The sequence below is a fragment of the Arthrobacter sp. Ha26 genome, assembly GCF_059091705.1.
Genome location: NZ_JBNHGX010000001.1, coordinates 375,088 through 392,118 on the forward strand (window position 1 = coordinate 375,088; position 17,031 = coordinate 392,118).

A 17,031-nucleotide genomic window follows, 5' to 3' on the forward strand; every position below is an offset into this window, starting at 1 on the left:
CATGCGCCCTGCCGGCTGCCCGACGTTTTCCTACCCGGCCGTCTCCGCCTGCTGGCCGGCTGGAAGGTTTTGCCACAGCCCCAGGATGTTGCCTTCGCAGTCCTTGAAGTAGGCGAAGGAGCCCATACCCGGGATCTCGCTCTTGGGCGCCACCACGGCGCCGCCAAGCTGCTCCACCGTTTTCAGGGTGGTATCGATGTCCTCAACATCCACGGTGATGATGGGGTTCTTCAAGTCGCCTTCGCGGGCCATCATCCCGCCGTTGATGGCTCCGGGCTCCGTGGGCCGACCTGTGTCATCCATGGGTGTGGTGATGACGGTGTTGTAGTTCATCTCCGGCATGGGGTCAATCCGCCAGCCGAAGGTTTCCTTGTAGAAGTTGCGGGCCCGGTCCTGATCGTCCGCGGGGATTTCGAAGTGCACTACTCCGCCCATTTGGGTTCTCCTGGCTTTCCGATGTTTTGGCGCGGACGCCCCGCGCCACATGTGGGATTCTAGTCCTCCGTCCCCTGCCGGTTAAGGGCCCCGGGGAACGCTGCATCAGCGGGATTTTCATCCAGAAATACAGTCGTCTGCGGCCCCGGGGCCTGCACATCCGGGAAAAATCCGTGGCATGGGAGGTGACAGCCGTATTGTCAGCCCGGCATGGGACGATGGCTGGTATGACGATTGCAGAGGCACCACCGCGGCTGGCGTCCGCCGCGGATGCCTCGCTCCGGTGGTATCCGCGCGGCCCCTACGACCTTCCCCGCACGCTCGGCCCGCTCCTGCGTGGCACCAGCGATCCTTCTTTCAGTGTTCAGGGAAGCGTCATCTGGAATGCGTTCACCACGACGGAGGGCCCGGCTACAGTGCGGCTCACCGCTGCCCGTACGCCGGAGACGGAGCACTGGATCGACGCACAGGCCTGGGGCCCCGGTGCCGGCGCAGCAATAGCGTCGGTGCCGCGCCTCCTGGGGGCCCATGACGACTGGCGTGCCTTTGACGAGCCGGCGTTCCATGCCACGCTCCCGCGCATGGTCCGCGAGGCGCGCCGGCGAACCCTGTCCCTCCGGCTGCCCTCGACCGGACGCATGATCGACCAGCTCGTGCCGATCATCCTGGAGCAGAAGGTGACGGTGATCGAGGCCCGCCGGGCCTACCGCTACCTGGTGCACCGCTACGGCTCACCGGCCCCGCAGGCAGGGCTGCTGGCACCTGGCACCCTGATGCTGCCTCCCACTGCAGCGCAGTGGGCGCAAGTCCCCAGCTGGGAGTGGCACAAGGCCGGCGTGGGCCCGCAGCGCTCGGCAACCGTAATGCGCGCGTTGTGCTCCGCCGTCGCGCTTGAACGTCTGGCAGCGCTGCCGGCCCTGGAGGCGGCGGCGAAATTGCAGACCATCCCGGGCATCGGCATCTGGACGGCCGCAGAGGTAGTTCAGCGCACTCATGGCTGCCCGGATTCGATCTCAGTGGGCGACTACCACCTCGCCGCTTACGTGGGCGCTGCCCTGACCGGCCGGCGGACGGACGACGCCGGCATGCTCCGGCTGCTGGCACCGTGGCTTGGGCATCGGCAGCGCGTGGTCCGGATGATCCAAGCCACAGGCTTCCGCAAACCTACGTTCGGCCCCCGGATGACCATCCAGGACCATCGCCGGCACTGACCCCCCTTTACCCTAGGCAGAGCGAAAGCGACCCCTCGGTGGGGTCAGAGCCCCAGCCGGGCCACGGCTTCCTCGCGCATCTCCACCTTCCGGACCTTCCCCGAGACGGTCATCGGGAAGCTCTCGCGTACATCGACGTAGCGGGGGATCTTGTAATGGGCCAGCTTCCCGCGGCAGAACTGGGCTACAGCCGCCGCATCCAGTGGCGCAGCCCCGGGCTTGAGGATAATGCAGGCCATCAACTCCTCCCCATACGTGGTGTCCGGGACTCCGATAACCTGCACGTCCTGGATGGACGGGTGGGTATAGAGGAACTCCTCGATTTCGCGCGGATAGATGTTCTCCCCGCCCCTGATGACCATGTCCTTGATCCTGCCCTCAATCACCACGTACCCGTCCTCGTCCATCCGGGCCAGGTCGCCGGTGTGCATCCAGCCGTCGGCGTCGATGGCCTCCGCTGTCTTGTCCGGCTGGTTCCAGTACCCTTCCATCACCGCGTACCCGCGGGTGCACAGCTCCCCGATCTGCCCGCGCTCCAGAACCTCCCCGGTGGCGGGGTCCACCACCTTGCTTTCCAGGTGCGGCATGGTCCGCCCCACGGTTTCCGTGCGCTGCTGCAGCGTGTCACCCTGCCGGGTCATGGTGGACACCGGGGAGGTTTCAGTCATCCCATAGCAGATAGCCACATCCCGCATGTTCATCTCAGAGATGACCCGGTTCATCACTTCGATGGGGCACAGCGATCCGGCCATTACGCCGGTGCGGAGCGTGGAGAGGTCGTAGGAGGCGAAGTCCGGCAGCGCGAGTTCGGCGATGAACATGGTGGGGACGCCGTACAGGGACGTACCACCAAAGTCCTGCACCGCTTCCAGCGCCGCGGCAGGGTTGAAGCCACGGCCAGGAATGATGGTGGCCGCACCGTGGCTCAGGGCGTTCAGGTTGCCGATCACCATACCGAAGCAGTGATAGAACGGCACGGGAATCACCACCCGGTCATGCTCGGTGTAGCCCAGCAGCTCCCCGATCGAGTAGCCGTTGTTCAGGATGTTGTGGTGGGTGAGCGTGGCCCCCTTGGGAAAGCCGGTGGTCCCGGAGGTGTACTGCAGGTTGATTGGATCGTGCGGGTTGAGTTCGGCCATGCGGGCCTTCAGGGCCGAGTGTCCGACGGCGTCCGCCCGCCTGAGCAGTTCAGCGTACGTCAGCTCGGCGTCGCGGACCGGGACGGCGCCGCCGTATCCTTCCCCTCCAGGAGCCGGAAGGAACACGAGTTCCCGCAGGTCGGGGCACTCTGCGAGCGCACTGCGGGCCATGCCCACATAGTCACTGTTGCGGTCTGATGGTGCGGTGACCAGCATCCGCATGCCGTTTTGCTTCACCACAAACTCCAGTTCGTGGCTGCGGTAGGCGGGATTGACGTTGACCAGGATGGCACCCACCTTGGCGGTGGCGTACTGGAGCAGCGTCCACTCGGCGCAGTTCGGGCTCCAGATGCCCACCCGCTCCCCCTTGGCGATGCCCAGGGCGAGCAGTGCGCGCGCCAGCCGGTCGACGTCGTCGTTCATTTTGGTGTAGCTCCACCGCCTCGCATCCCCGCCGGGCACTGGGGCCGCCTCTATCAGTGCGTCGTGGAGAGGGAACCTTGCCACCATCCGCTCGAAGTTCGCGCCGATGGTTTCCTCGAGCAACGGGACGTCAGTGTCCCCGGCTGTATAAGCGCGCATGAGGGCACGCTACCAAGTGGTCCCCGGCAATCAAAGCATTCGGAAGCGCAACAGACCGCCCGCCTGGCGTCAACAGGAGCGGTGCCGGGCGCGGCGGCCGGTATTGTGAAATCCATGAGTTCACCCATTGACCTGCAGGCAACGTTCATCCCCAACGACGGCGAGTTCTACCGCGTAAAACTGGCCCTTGAAATCGCCATTGACGAAGTGGTGAATGAACCAGGCTGCATCCGTTATGAGCTGACCGAAGCCACCGAGGAAAAGCTGGTCCTGACGGAGCAGTGGGCGTCCGAGGAGGACCTGGCCAAGCACTCCAAGGGCATCGCAGTCCAGGACCTGAACGAGTCGCTCAGCGCGCTGCTGGCCGAGCCCGCCAAGCTGGAACGGATCTAAGTCCGGTTAACGTCGAAGCGGCCCCTCCGTGCGGAGGGGCCGCTTCGACGTTTAAGGGATCAGGCCCTCGGGATCACGCGTCGGGGATCTGTGTGCCGTCCTGCTGACCGGGCGCGGCCGCAGCCGCTTCCTCACGCTGGCGCGCCACGTGGGCGTGCACCTCGTCCATGTCCAGGGCCTTGACGGCGTCCACCACCTGTTCCAGCTGCTGGGAGTTCAACGCGCCGGGCTGTGAGAACACCAGCACCTTTTCGCGGAAGGCCATCAGCGTGGGGATGGAGGAAATGCCTGCCTCGGCTGCCAGCTGTTGCTCGGCCTCGGTGTCCACCTTGGTGAAGAGGACGTCCGGGTGCTTCTCCGAGACTGCGGAGTATGTGGGCCCGAACTGCTTGCAGGGGCCGCACCATTCTGCCCAGAAATCCACCAGGACAATGTCATTGCCCTCGATGGTCGATGCGAACTGTTCGCCAGTGATGTCAACGGTAGCCATGGTTCAACCGTACGCGTGACCGGCCGCGATGTCGCGGCGGGAGTCCGATGTTCGCTCCCCGCGTCATCGGGAATAAAGCGGACGCCGGGCCTACGGGCGGTGGCGGGTGTCAGGGCCAGAGGTGCGGCGCCGGCGTCCGGCTCCCCGGCAGGGTACTGGACGCACGCCACTCGTGAACCCACTCAGGAAGCACCATCTCGGCCGGGGGCTCGCCGAATTCCCGCAGGATCTCGTCCTGGCTGACGGGCCGGCCTTGATGAACCAGCCGGGTGGCGATGTAGGCACTGGCGTAAATCTCGCCGTCGGCCACCATGCGCTGCTCGAAGTAGATGGCCTTGGCGTCCAGCCCGATGATCCGCGTTTCGATGCTGTACTGCTGCCACAGCTGAAGGGATTTCCGGAACGAAATGGTCTCCGCGGCCACCACGGGGCCCCAGCCACGGCGGCGCATCCGGTTCCACACGCCGCTGCGCACCATCAGGTCGAACCGGCCGAGGTCCATCAAGGACAGGTACATACCGTTGTTGACGTGCATGGCGATATCGATGTCCGTGGGCAGGACCCGAAGCGGCAGCGAGGAGCTTTCCCAGACGGTCAGCGGCGGCCGGCGGGATGAGGTGATGAGCAGCAGGAGGGTTCTCAACAACAGGTGCATGCCTTCATGTTACCGCTGGGTAACATCTGAGTTTGCCAATTCCAGCCTGATTCCTGAAGAGCTGCCAGTCCGCTCAGATCCCGGCCTGCGGCAGCAGGTAGCCGGCTGATCGGGCTTGAGTAGCCGGGGCGCTGCCCCCAAGTACCGGCCCAAAATATTCGGGTAATCCCTACTGGTGCCCGCGGCACCCCGCCCTTCCTAAACTCGGGATTCCTAGGACCGAACATGTGCTGGCCTGTTCACCGGGTGGCTTCCGGATGGCAGTGCCCTCTCGCGGAGCCTTCCGTATTTTCCGGGTATACGGGCGCCTCCATCATGCGTCTGCCGCGACCTTCCTAAAGGCCAGGCGGCCGCCGCATCACACTTCGATCCGTCCTGCCACTTTCGCTGCTCCCGCAGTTGCCGTGGCTGGCCTGAACCTCCGATGGGTTACCCATGAACGAGCCATATCTCTCCACCCCCGACGGTCCACCCCGTAGTTTCGCCACCGATATCCCCCGTTCCGACTTGACGGCGGGCCGGCACTCCATCAGCAACAAGCTGTGGGCGGGCATGGCCACCGCCGCCGTTGTGGCGGCAGTCGGAGTCGGAGCGCTTGCCGCTCCGGCCACCCGCCTGTCGTCGGACACGACGGCGGCAGCTCCCGTTGCCGACGCCGTGTCCGTTTCCCAGGAGCAGAACAACGGGGGTGATGTTTCCGGCGCAGGTTCCCCGGAAGCGGCCCAGTCACCGGCAGAACCACCGGCAGAGGTTCCCGCCGCAGCCCCGCCCGCTGAGGCGCCTGCTGCGGAAGCGCCGGCGGAAGCAGCGCCGCCCCCGCCCGCCGTCGAGCCCGTATCCGCTCCTGCCCCTGAACCAGCACCCGCTGATCCCAACCTGTACACGGTGGTTCCCGGCGATACCGTGGGCGCCATCGCCGCGAGGTTCGGGGTGGACATGAACGCCATGCTCGCGGCGAACGGATTGGGGCAGTACAGCATTATTGTCCCCGGGCAGACTCTGGTCCTGACGGGTCCTGCGGTTGCCGCCCCCGCCCCCGCAGCGGCAACGGCGCCTGCCCCTGTTCCTGTTCCGGCCCCCGCCCCCGTAGCCGCTCCTGCGCCGGCACCTGTCGCGGCTCCTGCGATCCGGACCATTTACGTCGCTGGTGCAGGAGGACAGTCCATGGTGGATGCCTGCATCGGGCCCATCCACTACACCCCGAATGACGGTTACTCGTTGTTCATCACCGAACATGATTTCTGTGGCGGTTGGGCCCGCTTCTCCGGAATCGGGGTGGGGGAAACGGTGAGCATCCCGGGCTACGGAACCTACACGGTGACGGGCCGGGGGCAGGTACCCAACCCGGGAACAACCAACGACGTCATTAATGTATTCGGCGGTTTCCCCCGCGCGATCCTGCAGACCTGCATTCCGGGAACCAGCCAGATGCTCCTGATTGCGCTGAACTAGGGTGTCCCAATTTTCCGGACCGTATGAATGCTTGTCCGCGTCTCCCGACCCTCAAGGCCGGGAGCTGCGGCAATGCCAGGACCGGGCATAAAGCAACGCCACAGGGCGGACCCCATGGCGTTGGTCAGGACGTTTGGGCTAAGCGTTCATCCGTTTGCGTTCCGAGATGTGCTCCACGAGCTCGCCGACCCGCTGCTCCGAGTAGTTCCGGGCGATGTCTCCCTGGCTGATGATCCCCACCAACTTGTGGTCGGCGATGACAGGAAGCCGGCGGACCTGGTGGGTCTCCATCATTTCGATGGCTGCGTCAACGTTCGCATCGGCGTCGATCCAGTAAGGCCGGCCCGAGGCGAGGTCGCGGGCCATCATTTCGCGGGGATCGCGTCCGGCGGCCACGCATTTGAGCACGATGTCACGGTCGGTGATCATGCCCCGCAGCTTGCCGTCGTCACCACAGATCGGCAACGATCCGCAGTCAAGGTCCAGCATCATCCGGGCAGCATCTGCGAGGGACTGGTTTTCCTTAATACACTGTGCGTCCGTAGTCATGAATTCACGTACGGCACTCATTGGTCCTCCTTTATCGATTCCTTGATCGATGCAGGGCATCGGGCGCTTGCGCCGATGCTGCCAGACTACGCCCGTGCCGCTGCCCTGTCGACGGCGGTTTTGCGGCATTCGTGAACCGTTCCCGCACTGTTTGTACCGGCTCTCTGCTACCAGCACTACCGCTCTGCGCCAGGGGTCAGCGAGCGTAAAAGTGCCAGTACCGGCTGGTGGCGTTGGCATCGGCAAGCACCAGCAGTCCGCTGTTACTCGTGCCCCATGCGGCGCTGTTGAGGTTCTGCTTGGTGGAGGTGACATTGTGGACGTACTGGTCCGCGTCCACAATGCGGGGTGTCTTCGCGGTGGTGAAGCTGATGTTGTCCAGCCGTGTTGACTTCTCGTAGATCGCGCCCCCTGAGCTGGTGCAGACACCGCCGTTCGTGGTTCCACTCGGCTTCGGGTATGTAGCGAAGGTCCGAATCTTTCGCGCTGCCTCGTCAATCAGGACGATCACCCTGTTTGGGCACTCGGACACAGTGGCGATCGTGTGTGCCGACCAGGAAGTACCACTCAAGGCCAATAGCTGAATCAGCGGCTGGGATGCCGACGTGAACGACGTCTTTATCGCGGCGAAAACCCGTCCAGCGGAGGAATCCAGCCACTTCAGGTTCATATGGTCATCAGCGCTGCGTTGCCCCTTCACGGCGGCAACAGGAGTGGACCACGCAGTCTTCGCCGCTCCGTCTACGTGGTAGCTCCAGTACATACCGTCAGTGGAGTCACCAACCTGCCGGCTCCACATCACACCCATCTTGTTCCCGTCGAACGCGATCACGGCGGATGTGTCGTCCAAGGACACGTTACTCAACGCTGCAGGATGCGCGAACGGTGTCCCCCAGGTGGTGCCATCCGTGCCGGTAACGTTCAGATAGATCCTGTTCCCCTGCTGCCAGGTGGCCCACACCCGGCCAGTCGAGTCCTTGTCGATGGTCAGGGTCTCAACGCGTTGGTTGTGGATGGTCGTAGAACTCAGCAGTTTGTACTTCTTGGCACCCGGGTCGTAGCTGTACCGCCGCATGGTGGTGGGGAAGTTCGGCTCAGCCGGCAGCCCGTCATCAAGGAACCGGTAACTAGCCACATTGAGGGTCTTCCCGTCCCACAAAACGTCATGGTGGGTATTCGCCCTCGTGTCCGTCGCGACCCCCGTATCCGCCCACGAACTGGTCAAGGGATTGAACCGAAAGATATGGAAATCCGAACTGGCTTCGTCCCACAAGTTCCCCCACCAAAACCCGTCGTTGAACCATAACGCGCTCGTCGCCCGCTTCGTGCCCGTGGGCGTCCCCGTCCCCGAATGCGACGGACCCTCTACTCCGACGTCGCCCGTGGCCGCCGAGGCTGGAAACGGCATCACCAGTAGACCGAGCGAAACAAGGAGCACTGTCAGCAGTGCATACAGCCTCAGATTAGGCAGTCTGCGTCGACGGAGAGCAGCCGATCCATCTTCGGGACCTGCGCCAGACCGGAAAGTCCGGCGGCCTTGACTGCGCTTGCCCAAAAGAAAATAGGGATAAGACAGCATTTTTTGCTCCCTGAAATAAAGGAAAGCCTTAATGTTGCCAGTGTCATTCCCAGTAATACGAATAGCAATCCCTAATTGTGTGGAGTGGGTCCCTAATTATTGATCCCCGAATCCCCTAACGGAGGCGGTCAGGCGTAGCGCCCCACGCCCTGCTCAAGGACTAACGGGCGCGCTTTTTTCTGCCCTGAATTTGTGGCCGGTTCTGCTTCCGCAATACTGGCCACTCCTATATCGTGGCTACAAAGTTCTACGAGGGATCCATGAAGCCTTTATACGCGGTACCCGCCCTTGTGATAACTCTTACTGCCTGCTCTGCCCCTGCACAGGTACGTGATAACCCTGCCTCTGGCAATGTCGAATCACCCGCTGCATCCCCGACGGTGGCGGCATCCCCAACGGCTGTACCGGCGCATCCCTACAAGCTCACAACGGCATCGGGTGCCGAGATCAGCTTCACGGTGCCCACGCCGTCCACTGACCCCGCTGTGGGGGCAGTCGAGGCCTACAGGGTAAAGATTGGAGCGGCCCCCGTCACGTATCTCGTGGCGGACGTGGACAACCGGAGAGGGACCGCGCCCGTCGACATGTACATGGTGAGCGTCCTCAATGAAGAAGGACGTCAGTTCACGTTCTCCAGGGTTAGCCTTGTCATCCAAAGCTGGGGCCCCACGTACAGCTACGACTTCAAGTGGACAATGGGCGATGGCCGCGCCGTAGACGAAGTGCTGGGTCAGCAGCTCAAGCGCGAGGCTACGGAGCTATACAACTCGACAACCAACAATGCGGACGTAGCGGAGCGGACCACGATCGTTTTGGCGTCCACCGACGCCGAACTGCCCGCCAAAATCACCCGGGTCACTGTCCAGCCCTCCGGCATGGGCGTTGAAGAGGAAGCCCGGCCTGTGAGCCAGTCCGGGTAAGCGTCAGCACGTGGTGGGCACACCTCGAAGGCAACTGCCCTTGGCCAGGTATGCGAAAGGCCCCGTGGCATTGGGGGTCGCCGCGGAGCCTCTCAGGCGCCCTCCCAGATGGGGGAAAATGGGAAGCCGCCTCGACAAAGTTACTGGCGGGTACCCGCTTCGGCAAGTTGCATTTATGCAGGCTGGGCCTGCGTTTCTACAGATTCGTCCGTCCCGCCAAAGCTACTTGCGGCCGGGCTACCCGTCGAAGCAGTTCGAGGCGCTGGGGAGAAGGGGGGCCTTTCTGTGATGCGCGCTTCCACGACATGCGGCACCTCACGGCTTCCTGCGAGTCTGTGCTCACGGAGCAATAAAAAGACCCGCCCGGACCTCCGAAGAGATCCGAACGGGTCTAAATTTCCCGGAAATCCGGGACTGTGGCAGATGAGGGATTCGAACCCCCGTAGGCGTTGCCAGCTGATTTACAGTCAGCCCCCTTTGGCCGCTCGGGTAATCTGCCGAACTTCAAAAGAAGATCACCCCCGGCTGCAGTCCGTGGAACGTCCGTTTCGGGCCGTTCCGCTTCCAGTAACCGCGGGCAAGACAACTTTACAGAACTTCCGCCGAAGAATCGAATCGGCGCGGGAAAGCCCGGTATGTCGCGGAATTTAGCCCTGCAAGGCCCCTCAGGAGCTGCTTTCGCCGAGGATCCTGCCGGCCAGTTTTGCCTCGAACTTTACGGCCTGCTCTTCGGTGATCTGGTTCAGCTGCACCGCCCGGAGGAGATCCTCCCTGACGCCGTCCATCCGGGAGGACGCATCCGCCACCGGGCTGAAGATGATGGAGGCTGCCACCGCCGCCGCCGCCACCGAGGTTGCTGCTGTTGCGACTGCCCCGGCGGCTGCCGATGTGGTTCGCGTGACGTAGTGGATGGCTTTGCGGTGCATGATGGTCCCTTCGTGCAGCTTTCAAACTGCTTCAACTCTGCCGGGGCCTTCTTCGTTCCCCCGGGGTATCCGCTGAGAGGGAACTGTGAAATACCGTTCGCCACCAACTGCGGCATCCGTATTAGGCTTGAATTCAGCGATCCCGGCCCGGTCTGCGGACAGGGTCCCACCAGCACAAGGAGAGTCATGGCAGGCGAGTCAACGTTCGACGTCGTAAGCAAAGTGGACAAGCAGGAAGTGGCCAACGCGCTCAACCAGGCACAGAAGGAACTGGCCCAGCGCTACGACTTCAAGGGCGTCGGCGCGGAAGTGGACTTCAGCGGTGACAAAATCCTGATGAAGGCAAACTCCGAGGAACGCGTCCTCGCGGTTCTGGACGTGCTGCAGTCCAAGCTGATCCGCCGCGGTATCTCGCTGAAGTCCCTGGACACCGGCGAGCCCTACGCCTCGGGCAAGGAGTTCCGCCTCGAGGCTTCGATCAAGGAGGGCATCGCGCAGGACCTGGCCAAGAAGATCAACAAGCTGATCCGCGATGAAGCCCCGAAGTCGGTCAAGTCCCAGATCCAGGGCGACGAACTGCGTGTTACGTCCAAGTCCCGGGACGACCTCCAGGCCACCATGGCACTGCTGAAGGACTTCGACGAGGCAGACCTGCAGTTCGTGAACTTCCGCAGCTAGCCGCCGCCGTCGTTTTCGACGCGCAAAAGTTTTACCGCCACGCGAAAAGGCTGGCGCTCCCCGAATATGGGCAGCGCCAGCCTTTTTGCGCGTCGGGATGTAGCCTGCGCGTCGCCGGATAGTCTGCGTGGGGGAACCACGACGGCGGCGCCCCGGGTGTGCCGGTCAGCGTCAGTTAAGGGGGCGGCCGGCCATCCGTTCCAGCCGGGAGATCCGGTCCCGCATAGGCGGATGCGTGGCGAACAGCTTGTTCATGGCACCACCGCGGAACGGATTGGCGATCATCAGGTGCGAAGCGTTCACCAGCCGCTGGTCCTGCGGCAGCGGCGCGATCCTGACGCCCTGTTCGATCTTGCGAAGGGCTGAGGCAAGCGCAAGCGGATCTCCGGTCAGCGCGGAACCGTCCTCGTCGGCGTCGTACTCCCTGGTGCGGGAGATGGCGAGCTGGACCAGGGACGCAGCAAAGGGAGCAAGCAGCGCCATGGCCAGCATTGCCAGCGGATTGGAGTTACGCCGGTCACCGCCGCCGAAGAACAGCAGCATCTGGCCCACCGATGTAATCACGCCTGCGACGGCGGCGGCCACCGAAGAGGTAAGGATGTCGCGGTTGTACACGTGCATCAGTTCGTGTCCGAGGACGCCGCGGAGTTCGCGGATGTCCAGGAGCTGCAGGATTCCCTCGGTGCAGCACACCGCCGCGTTCCGCGGGTTCCGGCCGGTAGCGAACGCGTTGGGGTTCATGGTGGGCGAGAGGTAGATCCGCGGCATCGGCTGGTTGGCCCGCACGGAGAGCTCCCGGACGATCTGGTACAGCTGGGGCGCCTGGGCTTCGGTGACCGGGTAGGCCTGCATGGACCGGATGGCGATCTTGTCGCTGTTCCAGTAGCCGTAAGCGGTGGTGGCAACTCCGAGCAGCGCCATGATCCAGATGGGAGCGGAGCTGCGGGTGCTGGTGCCGATCAGCGCCCCGAGGCCCAGCAGCACCGCCCACAGGATGCCGAAAAGCGCTGCTGTTTTCAGTCCGTTGTAGTGTTTGTGCACGTTTCCTCCAGGCTCATCTATGGAAACGGCTTACTAAGGAGCCGGGTTCCGCACGTCGTATTTCGCGCACCGCTTTGCACCGCCACCAGGAGGTACACGGCCCAGACGTTGCCCAGGTGCAGCCACGACTGCAGGGCGATCAGGCCCGTGGTCAGCCACAGCACGGTAGTGGCCCGCAGGGCGACGCGCCGCTGGTCGTGGGAATCGGAACGGCGGGATGTCAGCGAGCAGTTTCCCCACCCTGCAACCCTAGTGTCAGCGGCGTCCGCGACGCGTCACCTCAGGTTAGCCAATCCTTATTGTGAGAAACTCAGAATAAGTGCTTCAATGGATCCATGACAGAGCACTTTGACGGCGAGGAGGCATGGGCTGCCGCCCTTCGCGCCCACGGCCGCAGGGTGACCAAGCAGCGGCTGGCGGTGCTCGCCGCCGTCGAACGCCACCCACACTCCCCCGCCGAGAGCATCCTGGCCGCCGCGCGTGCGGACCTGCCCGAGCTCACGGCCCAGTCCGTTTACGTGGTCCTCGGGGACCTGACGGACCTGCACATGCTTCGCCGCTTCGAGCCGCCGCATTCCCCCGCCCTGTATGAAACCCGGGTGGGCGACAACCACCACCACGCCATCTGCATCAGCTGCGGGCGTGTTGAGGACGTGGACTGCGCCGTGGGCCACGCCCCCTGCCTCACGCCGCACTGGGATGAGAACGCCAGGCCGATGACCATCCAGATCGCCGATGTGATGTACCAGGGCATCTGCCAGGACTGCCAGCAGTCCCAACAACTTTCTTCCAATCGTCCGTCACAAGAAACACAGAAATAACAGAAATAGGAGAACAATGACTGCCATTTCAACAACCCAGTCAGGTGCCCCCGTTACGTCCGACGCGCACTCCAAGTCAGTTGGTGCCGACGGTGCCATCATCCTGACCGACCACTACCTGGTGGAGAAGCTCGCCCAGTTCAACCGTGAGCGGGTGCCGGAGCGCGTAGTGCACGCCAAGGGCGGCGGTGCATTCGGGACGTTCAAGACCACCGAGGACGTGTCCAAGTACACGAAGGCAGCCTTCCTCCAGCCCGGCGTCGAGACCGAGATGCTCATCCGCTTCTCCTCCGTAGCGGGCGAGAACGGCTCACCGGACACCTGGCGGGACCCTCGCGGCTTCGCCGTGAAGTTCTACACCTCCGAGGGCAACTACGACCTCGTGGGCAACAACACCCCGGTGTTCTTCATCCGCGACGGCATCAAGTTCCCGGACTTCATCCACTCCCAGAAGCGCCTTCCCGGCACGCACCTGCGGGACGCCGACATGCAGTGGGACTTCTGGACCCTGTCCCCGGAGTCCGCGCACCAGGTGACCTGGCTCATGGGTGACCGCGGCCTGCCCGCCTCCTGGCGTGAAATGCAGGGCTACGGCTCACACACCTACCAGTGGATCAACGCCGAGGGCGAGCGTTTCTGGGTCAAGTACCACTTCAAGTCCAACCAGGGCGTGAACTCCATGACCAGCGAGCAGGCCGAAGCGCTGGCCGGCTCGGACGCGGACTTCTACATCCGCGACCTGTCCGAGAACATCGAAGCCGGCAACTTCCCGTCCTGGGACCTGCACGTCCAGGTCATGCCCTACGAGGACGCCAAGACCTACCGCTTCAACCCGTTCGACCTGACCAAGGTCTGGCCGCACGCCGACTACCCGCTGATCAAGGTGGGCACCATGGAGCTGAACAAGAACCCGGAGAACTACTTCGCGCAGATCGAGCAGGCCACCTTCGCGCCGTCGAACTTCGTGCCGGGCATCGCCGCCTCCCCGGACAAGATGCTGCAGGCCCGCATCTTCTCCTACGCCGACGCACACCGCTACCGTGTGGGCACCAACCACGCCCAGATCCCGGTGAACCAGCCCAAGAACCAGGTCAACAACTACAGCCAGGACGGCCAGGGGCGCTTCCTGTTCAACGCCCCCTCGGTTCCGGTCTACGCCCCGAACACCTTCGGTGGCCCTGCTGCCCTTGAGCCGCAGAACCCGGCCGGCGGCTGGGAGAACGACGGCGAATTGACCCTCGCTGCGCACTCCCTCCACGCCGAGGACGGAGACTTCGTCCAGGCCGGCGCGCTGTATCGCGAGGTCTACGACGAGGCCGCCAAGGCACGCTTCCTGGAGACCATCACCGGAGCCGTGGGCGGCGTCAAGCGTTCCGACATCAAGGAACGCGCCATCCAGTACTGGACCAACGTGGACGCCGAACTCGGCGCCAAGCTGCGCGCCAACCTCGGCGCAGCGCCGCTCTCCGAGGCAGAAGCTGCCAACAAGATCGGCTAATCCAGCCCTCCTTGGACTGCAGGAAAACCACCCTGCCACGGTTTACGTGGCGGGGTGGTTTTTTCTTTTCCACATAGCCGGTTCAGGGCATGGCCGCCGTTGCCGGGTGTCCCTAGGATCGACCCATGACTACTTTCCAGGGCATCCCTGCCTCCGCCTTTGAGTTCTATAAAGAGCTGCAGGAAAACAACAACCGTGAGTGGTGGCTGGAAAACAAGGACCGCTACGAGTCTCTGGTGCGGGTACCCTTCACTGCACTGCTGGCCGAGCTGGAGCCCCGGTTTGGCCCCGGGAAGATCTTCCGGCCCAACAGGGACATCCGGTTCTCGCAGGACAAGTCGCCCTACAAGACCGCGCAGGGGGCTTTCGCGTCCGTCCAGGAAGGCGTCGGCTTTTACCTGCAGGTGAGCGCGGACGGACTGCTGGTGGGCGGCGGATACCACTCCCACACGCCCGCGCAGCTCGCCCGGTACCGCAACTCGGTGGACGCCTCGGGAACGGGCGAAGCACTCCGGCACATTGTTCAGGCCGTCAGTGCTGCCGGTTTCGTGGTGGAGGGAGAAAAGCTCAAGACCGTTCCGCGCGGATACCCCCAGGACCATCCACGGGCCGAACTCCTGAAGCACAAGTCCCTTTCCGCCGCCACGGACCTCGGGCAGCCTGCCTGGCTGGGCACCCCTGCTGCGGTCCAGGAGATCGCTGCCCTGTGGGAAGAGCTGCGGCCGCTGGTGGACTGGGTAGGCAGGCACGCCGCCCCGTAGTCCGGTCTCACTGTCGTCAGGCCGCACTGTAGTCAGGTCACGCGGTGGTCCGGTCTGCACCACAGTCAGGTCGCAACACTGGTCAGGTTCCCCCGGGTGCGCAGGCGGGATTGCGCTGCCACCGAAACGCCCCTGCCCCGCACCGCTTCAGCGGTACGGGGCAGGGGCTGGGCGGGGTACCAGGGTTCGCAGGCCCGGACGAGATCCGGATCAGGTGCGGGAGAGCTCGTCCTCGTCGTCTTCTGCCGCCACCACAGAAGCACTGGCCGCAGCGGGAGCACCGTTCACGGCGGCGCTGGCCTTGGCGAACCTCCCGTTCAGGCGGGAATGGCGCTGGCCGTAGGAGAAGTAGATGGCCAGGCCGATCGCCAGCCAGATGGCGAAGAAGATCCAGGTTTCCACGGCCAGGTTGGTCATCAGGTACAGGCATAGCACGGCGGACACTATCGGCAACACCTTGCCGAAGGGCACCCGGAAGGCAGGCTTGAGGTCCGGGCGCTTCTTGCGCAGCACCAGGATGCCGAGGCTCACCACCACAAAGGCGGACAGCGTGCCGATGTTGATCATTTCCTCGAGCAGGTCCACATTGGTCAGCCCTGCCACCAGTGCAACGGCGGCGCCGCAGATGATCTGGAGGCGGACCGGCGTCGAGCGCTTCTCGCTGGTCTTGGACAGCGCCCGCGGCAGAAGTCCGTCACGGCTCATGGCCAGGACCACTCGGGACAGTCCCATGAGGAGCACCATGATCACGGTGGTCAGGCCTACCAGCGAACCGAAGGCGATGACCTTGGCGGCGGAGGTGTCTCCCACAGCTTCGAAAGCGGTGGTCAGCGTGGGACTCTTTGCCTCTGCCAGCTGGGTGTAGGACACCATGCCGGTCAGGGCCAGGGAAACCAGGATGTACAGCAGCGTCACCAGGGCGAGCCCACCGAAGATGCCCCGCGGCAGGGTCTTCTGCGGGTTCTTGACTTCCTCGGCCGAGGTGGCCACCACGTCGAAGCCGATGAAGGCGAAGAACACCAGGGCGGCACCGGCGAAGATACCCATGGTGCCGTATTGTGCCGGGGCGGCACCGGTGAGGAAGCCGAAGAACGACTGCTTCAGGACGTCGGCGGTGCCGGCGCCACCGGTGGGCTCCGCAGCGGGGATGAAGGGGCTGTAATTCTCAAACTTTACGTAGGTGAAGCCGACAACGATCACGAAGAGGACCACGCCGATTTTGATCAGCGTGAAGATGTTGCCCACCCGGGCGGACAGCTTGGTGCCCAGCACCAGGAGCACGGTGAAGACGGCGACGATCAGGAAGGCGCCCCAGTAGAGGTCAACCCCGCCCAGGGAGATTGCCGGCGGAATGTCAGCACCCATCAGCGCGAAGACCTTGCTGAGGTAAATGCCCCAGTACTTGGCGATCACGGCCGCGGCCGTGAAAAGTTCCAGGATCAGGTTCCAGCCAATGATCCAGGCCAGTAGCTCACCCATGGTGGCGTAGGTGAACACGTAGGCGGAGCCTGCCACGGGGATGGCGGTGGCGAACTCGGCGTAGCACATGATGGCAAGGGCGCAGGTGACGGCAGCGATGGCGAAGGACAGGGTCACAGCAGGGCCGGAGAAGTTGGCGGCGGCCTTGGCGCCGACGGAGAAGATACCGGCACCCACCGCCACGGCGACGCCCATGATCATCAGGTCCCACGTGCTGAGGGACCTTTTGAGCTTGCGTCCGGGTTCATCGGCGTCGGCGATGGACTGCTCGATTGATTTGGTCCGGAGGAGGTTCATAGGGGGATCACAATCCTGATTTCTGATGGAAACAGACCTATCAACGATAGTGTCCATCCACTGGACGGTCCCAATTGTTCCGAATGGTGAGACGGGAAAAGCCCGGCCCGTTGTTCGGGCCGGGC

18 protein-coding genes and 1 tRNA gene are annotated in these 17,031 nt (G+C 63.8%); 8 read left to right on the plus strand and 11 right to left on the minus strand.

The genetic code is table 11. The features are described 5' to 3' along the window. Nucleotides 1–30: 30 nt before the first annotated feature. Nucleotides 31–435: a VOC family protein gene (locus tag AC5RVY_RS01760; RefSeq protein WP_493952975.1), complete on the minus strand. Its 405-nt coding sequence runs from the start codon at nt 433–435 to the stop codon at nt 31–33. 227 nt (nt 436–662) lie between these two features. Here AC5RVY_RS01760 and AC5RVY_RS01765 point away from each other — a divergent pair, with 227 nt between their 5' ends. Next, a complete protein-coding gene (locus AC5RVY_RS01765) occupies nt 663–1,646 on the plus strand; it encodes a DNA-3-methyladenine glycosylase family protein (protein ID WP_493952976.1) in 984 nt (327 codons plus the stop codon). 44 nt (nt 1,647–1,690) lie between these two features. Here AC5RVY_RS01765 and AC5RVY_RS01770 read toward each other — a convergent pair whose 3' ends face one another. Beyond that, complete coding sequence (locus AC5RVY_RS01770) at nt 1,691–3,367, minus strand: AMP-binding protein (RefSeq protein ID WP_493952977.1); 1,677 nt, start codon at nt 3,365–3,367, stop codon at nt 1,691–1,693. Nucleotides 3,368–3,481: 114 nt separating this feature from the next. Between AC5RVY_RS01770 and AC5RVY_RS01775 the strand changes: the two genes are divergently transcribed. Beyond that, nucleotides 3,482–3,760, plus strand: coding sequence for a putative quinol monooxygenase (locus tag AC5RVY_RS01775; RefSeq protein WP_493952978.1), 279 nt, complete (start codon nt 3,482–3,484; stop codon nt 3,758–3,760). A gap of 73 nt (nt 3,761–3,833) precedes the next feature. On the opposite strand, the gene AC5RVY_RS01780 is transcribed toward AC5RVY_RS01775, so the two are convergent. Then, on the minus strand, nt 3,834–4,250 hold the full coding sequence (locus AC5RVY_RS01780) for a thioredoxin family protein (RefSeq protein WP_493952979.1): 417 nt from the start codon (nt 4,248–4,250) through the stop codon (nt 3,834–3,836). Between the two features lie 109 nt (nt 4,251–4,359). Continuing rightward, nucleotides 4,360–4,905, minus strand: coding sequence for an acyl-CoA thioesterase (locus tag AC5RVY_RS01785; RefSeq protein ID WP_493952980.1), 546 nt, complete (start codon nt 4,903–4,905; stop codon nt 4,360–4,362). Between the two features lie 435 nt (nt 4,906–5,340). Here AC5RVY_RS01785 and AC5RVY_RS01790 point away from each other — a divergent pair, with 435 nt between their 5' ends. Next, nucleotides 5,341–6,357 (plus strand): LysM peptidoglycan-binding domain-containing protein, encoded by a 1,017-nt coding sequence (locus AC5RVY_RS01790; protein WP_493952981.1) that lies wholly within the window; start codon nt 5,341–5,343, stop codon nt 6,355–6,357. A gap of 138 nt (nt 6,358–6,495) precedes the next feature. Here the strand turns inward: AC5RVY_RS01790 and AC5RVY_RS01795 are convergent, their stop codons facing one another. Next, nucleotides 6,496–6,927, minus strand: coding sequence for a CBS domain-containing protein (locus AC5RVY_RS01795; RefSeq protein WP_493952982.1), 432 nt, complete (start codon nt 6,925–6,927; stop codon nt 6,496–6,498). Nucleotides 6,928–7,102: 175 nt separating this feature from the next. Continuing rightward, entirely contained in the window at nt 7,103–8,041 is a 939-nt protein-coding gene (locus tag AC5RVY_RS01800) for a hypothetical protein (protein WP_493952983.1), read from the minus strand. Between the two features lie 824 nt (nt 8,042–8,865). Here AC5RVY_RS01800 and AC5RVY_RS01805 point away from each other — a divergent pair. Continuing rightward, nucleotides 8,866–9,405, plus strand: coding sequence for a hypothetical protein (locus tag AC5RVY_RS01805; RefSeq protein ID WP_493952984.1), 540 nt, complete (start codon nt 8,866–8,868; stop codon nt 9,403–9,405). A 417-nt stretch (nt 9,406–9,822) separates the two neighbouring features. Here the strand turns inward: AC5RVY_RS01805 and AC5RVY_RS01810 are convergent. Both AC5RVY_RS01810 and AC5RVY_RS01815 read right to left on the minus strand, forming a co-directional pair. After that, nucleotides 9,823–9,904 (minus strand) — tRNA-Tyr (locus AC5RVY_RS01810). A 166-nt stretch (nt 9,905–10,070) separates the two neighbouring features. After that, nucleotides 10,071–10,331, minus strand: coding sequence for a hypothetical protein (locus AC5RVY_RS01815; protein WP_493952985.1), 261 nt, complete (start codon nt 10,329–10,331; stop codon nt 10,071–10,073). Between the two features lie 186 nt (nt 10,332–10,517). On the opposite strand from AC5RVY_RS01815, the gene AC5RVY_RS01820 reads away from it, so the two are divergent. Further along, complete coding sequence (locus AC5RVY_RS01820) at nt 10,518–11,009, plus strand: YajQ family cyclic di-GMP-binding protein (RefSeq protein ID WP_104184409.1); 492 nt, start codon at nt 10,518–10,520, stop codon at nt 11,007–11,009. A gap of 171 nt (nt 11,010–11,180) precedes the next feature. On the opposite strand, the gene htpX is transcribed toward AC5RVY_RS01820, so the two are convergent. After that, nucleotides 11,181–12,050 carry a zinc metalloprotease HtpX gene (gene htpX / locus AC5RVY_RS01825; protein WP_493952986.1) on the minus strand — a complete coding sequence of 290 codons (870 nt, stop codon included), beginning with the start codon at nt 12,048–12,050 and terminating at the stop codon, nt 11,181–11,183. A gap of 17 nt (nt 12,051–12,067) precedes the next feature. Continuing rightward, the gene (locus AC5RVY_RS01830; protein WP_493952987.1) at nt 12,068–12,214 is read right to left on the minus strand and encodes a hypothetical protein; all 147 of its coding nucleotides are present in this window, start codon (nt 12,212–12,214) and stop codon (nt 12,068–12,070) included. Nucleotides 12,215–12,385: 171 nt separating this feature from the next. On the opposite strand from AC5RVY_RS01830, the gene AC5RVY_RS01835 reads away from it, so the two are divergent. From AC5RVY_RS01835 to AC5RVY_RS01845, 3 genes are all read left to right on the plus strand, one after another. Beyond that, entirely contained in the window at nt 12,386–12,871 is a 486-nt protein-coding gene (locus AC5RVY_RS01835; RefSeq protein WP_493952988.1) for a Fur family transcriptional regulator, read from the plus strand. 16 nt (nt 12,872–12,887) lie between these two features. Then, nucleotides 12,888–14,369: a catalase gene (locus AC5RVY_RS01840; RefSeq protein WP_493952989.1), complete on the plus strand. Its 1,482-nt coding sequence runs from the start codon at nt 12,888–12,890 to the stop codon at nt 14,367–14,369. A 125-nt stretch (nt 14,370–14,494) separates the two neighbouring features. Next, nucleotides 14,495–15,130, plus strand: a complete 636-nt coding sequence (locus AC5RVY_RS01845) for a DUF2461 domain-containing protein (RefSeq protein WP_493952990.1) — start codon at nt 14,495–14,497, stop codon at nt 15,128–15,130. Nucleotides 15,131–15,340: 210 nt separating this feature from the next. Here AC5RVY_RS01845 and AC5RVY_RS01850 read toward each other — a convergent pair whose 3' ends face one another. Next, on the minus strand, nt 15,341–16,906 hold the full coding sequence (locus AC5RVY_RS01850) for an amino acid permease (protein ID WP_493952991.1): 1,566 nt from the start codon (nt 16,904–16,906) through the stop codon (nt 15,341–15,343). Nucleotides 16,907–17,031 lie beyond the last annotated feature (125 nt).

Coding starts and splice junctions, on each gene's coding strand:
- AC5RVY_RS01760 (WP_493952975.1), bottom strand. CDS start 435: ATGGGCGGAGTAGTGCACTTCGAAATCCCCGCGGACGATCAGGACCGG.
- AC5RVY_RS01765 (WP_493952976.1), top strand. CDS start 663: ATGACGATTGCAGAGGCACCACCGCGGCTGGCGTCCGCCGCGGATGCC.
- AC5RVY_RS01770 (WP_493952977.1), bottom strand. CDS start 3,367: ATGCGCGCTTATACAGCCGGGGACACTGACGTCCCGTTGCTCGAGGAA.
- AC5RVY_RS01775 (WP_493952978.1), top strand. CDS start 3,482: ATGAGTTCACCCATTGACCTGCAGGCAACGTTCATCCCCAACGACGGC.
- AC5RVY_RS01780 (WP_493952979.1), bottom strand. CDS start 4,250: ATGGCTACCGTTGACATCACTGGCGAACAGTTCGCATCGACCATCGAG.
- AC5RVY_RS01785 (WP_493952980.1), bottom strand. CDS start 4,905: ATGCACCTGTTGTTGAGAACCCTCCTGCTGCTCATCACCTCATCCCGC.
- AC5RVY_RS01790 (WP_493952981.1), top strand. CDS start 5,341: ATGAACGAGCCATATCTCTCCACCCCCGACGGTCCACCCCGTAGTTTC.
- AC5RVY_RS01795 (WP_493952982.1), bottom strand. CDS start 6,927: ATGAGTGCCGTACGTGAATTCATGACTACGGACGCACAGTGTATTAAG.
- AC5RVY_RS01815 (WP_493952985.1), bottom strand. CDS start 10,331: ATGCACCGCAAAGCCATCCACTACGTCACGCGAACCACATCGGCAGCC.
- AC5RVY_RS01820 (WP_104184409.1), top strand. CDS start 10,518: ATGGCAGGCGAGTCAACGTTCGACGTCGTAAGCAAAGTGGACAAGCAG.
- AC5RVY_RS01835 (WP_493952988.1), top strand. CDS start 12,386: ATGACAGAGCACTTTGACGGCGAGGAGGCATGGGCTGCCGCCCTTCGC.
- AC5RVY_RS01840 (WP_493952989.1), top strand. CDS start 12,888: ATGACTGCCATTTCAACAACCCAGTCAGGTGCCCCCGTTACGTCCGAC.
- AC5RVY_RS01845 (WP_493952990.1), top strand. CDS start 14,495: ATGACTACTTTCCAGGGCATCCCTGCCTCCGCCTTTGAGTTCTATAAA.
- AC5RVY_RS01850 (WP_493952991.1), bottom strand. CDS start 16,906: ATGAACCTCCTCCGGACCAAATCAATCGAGCAGTCCATCGCCGACGCC.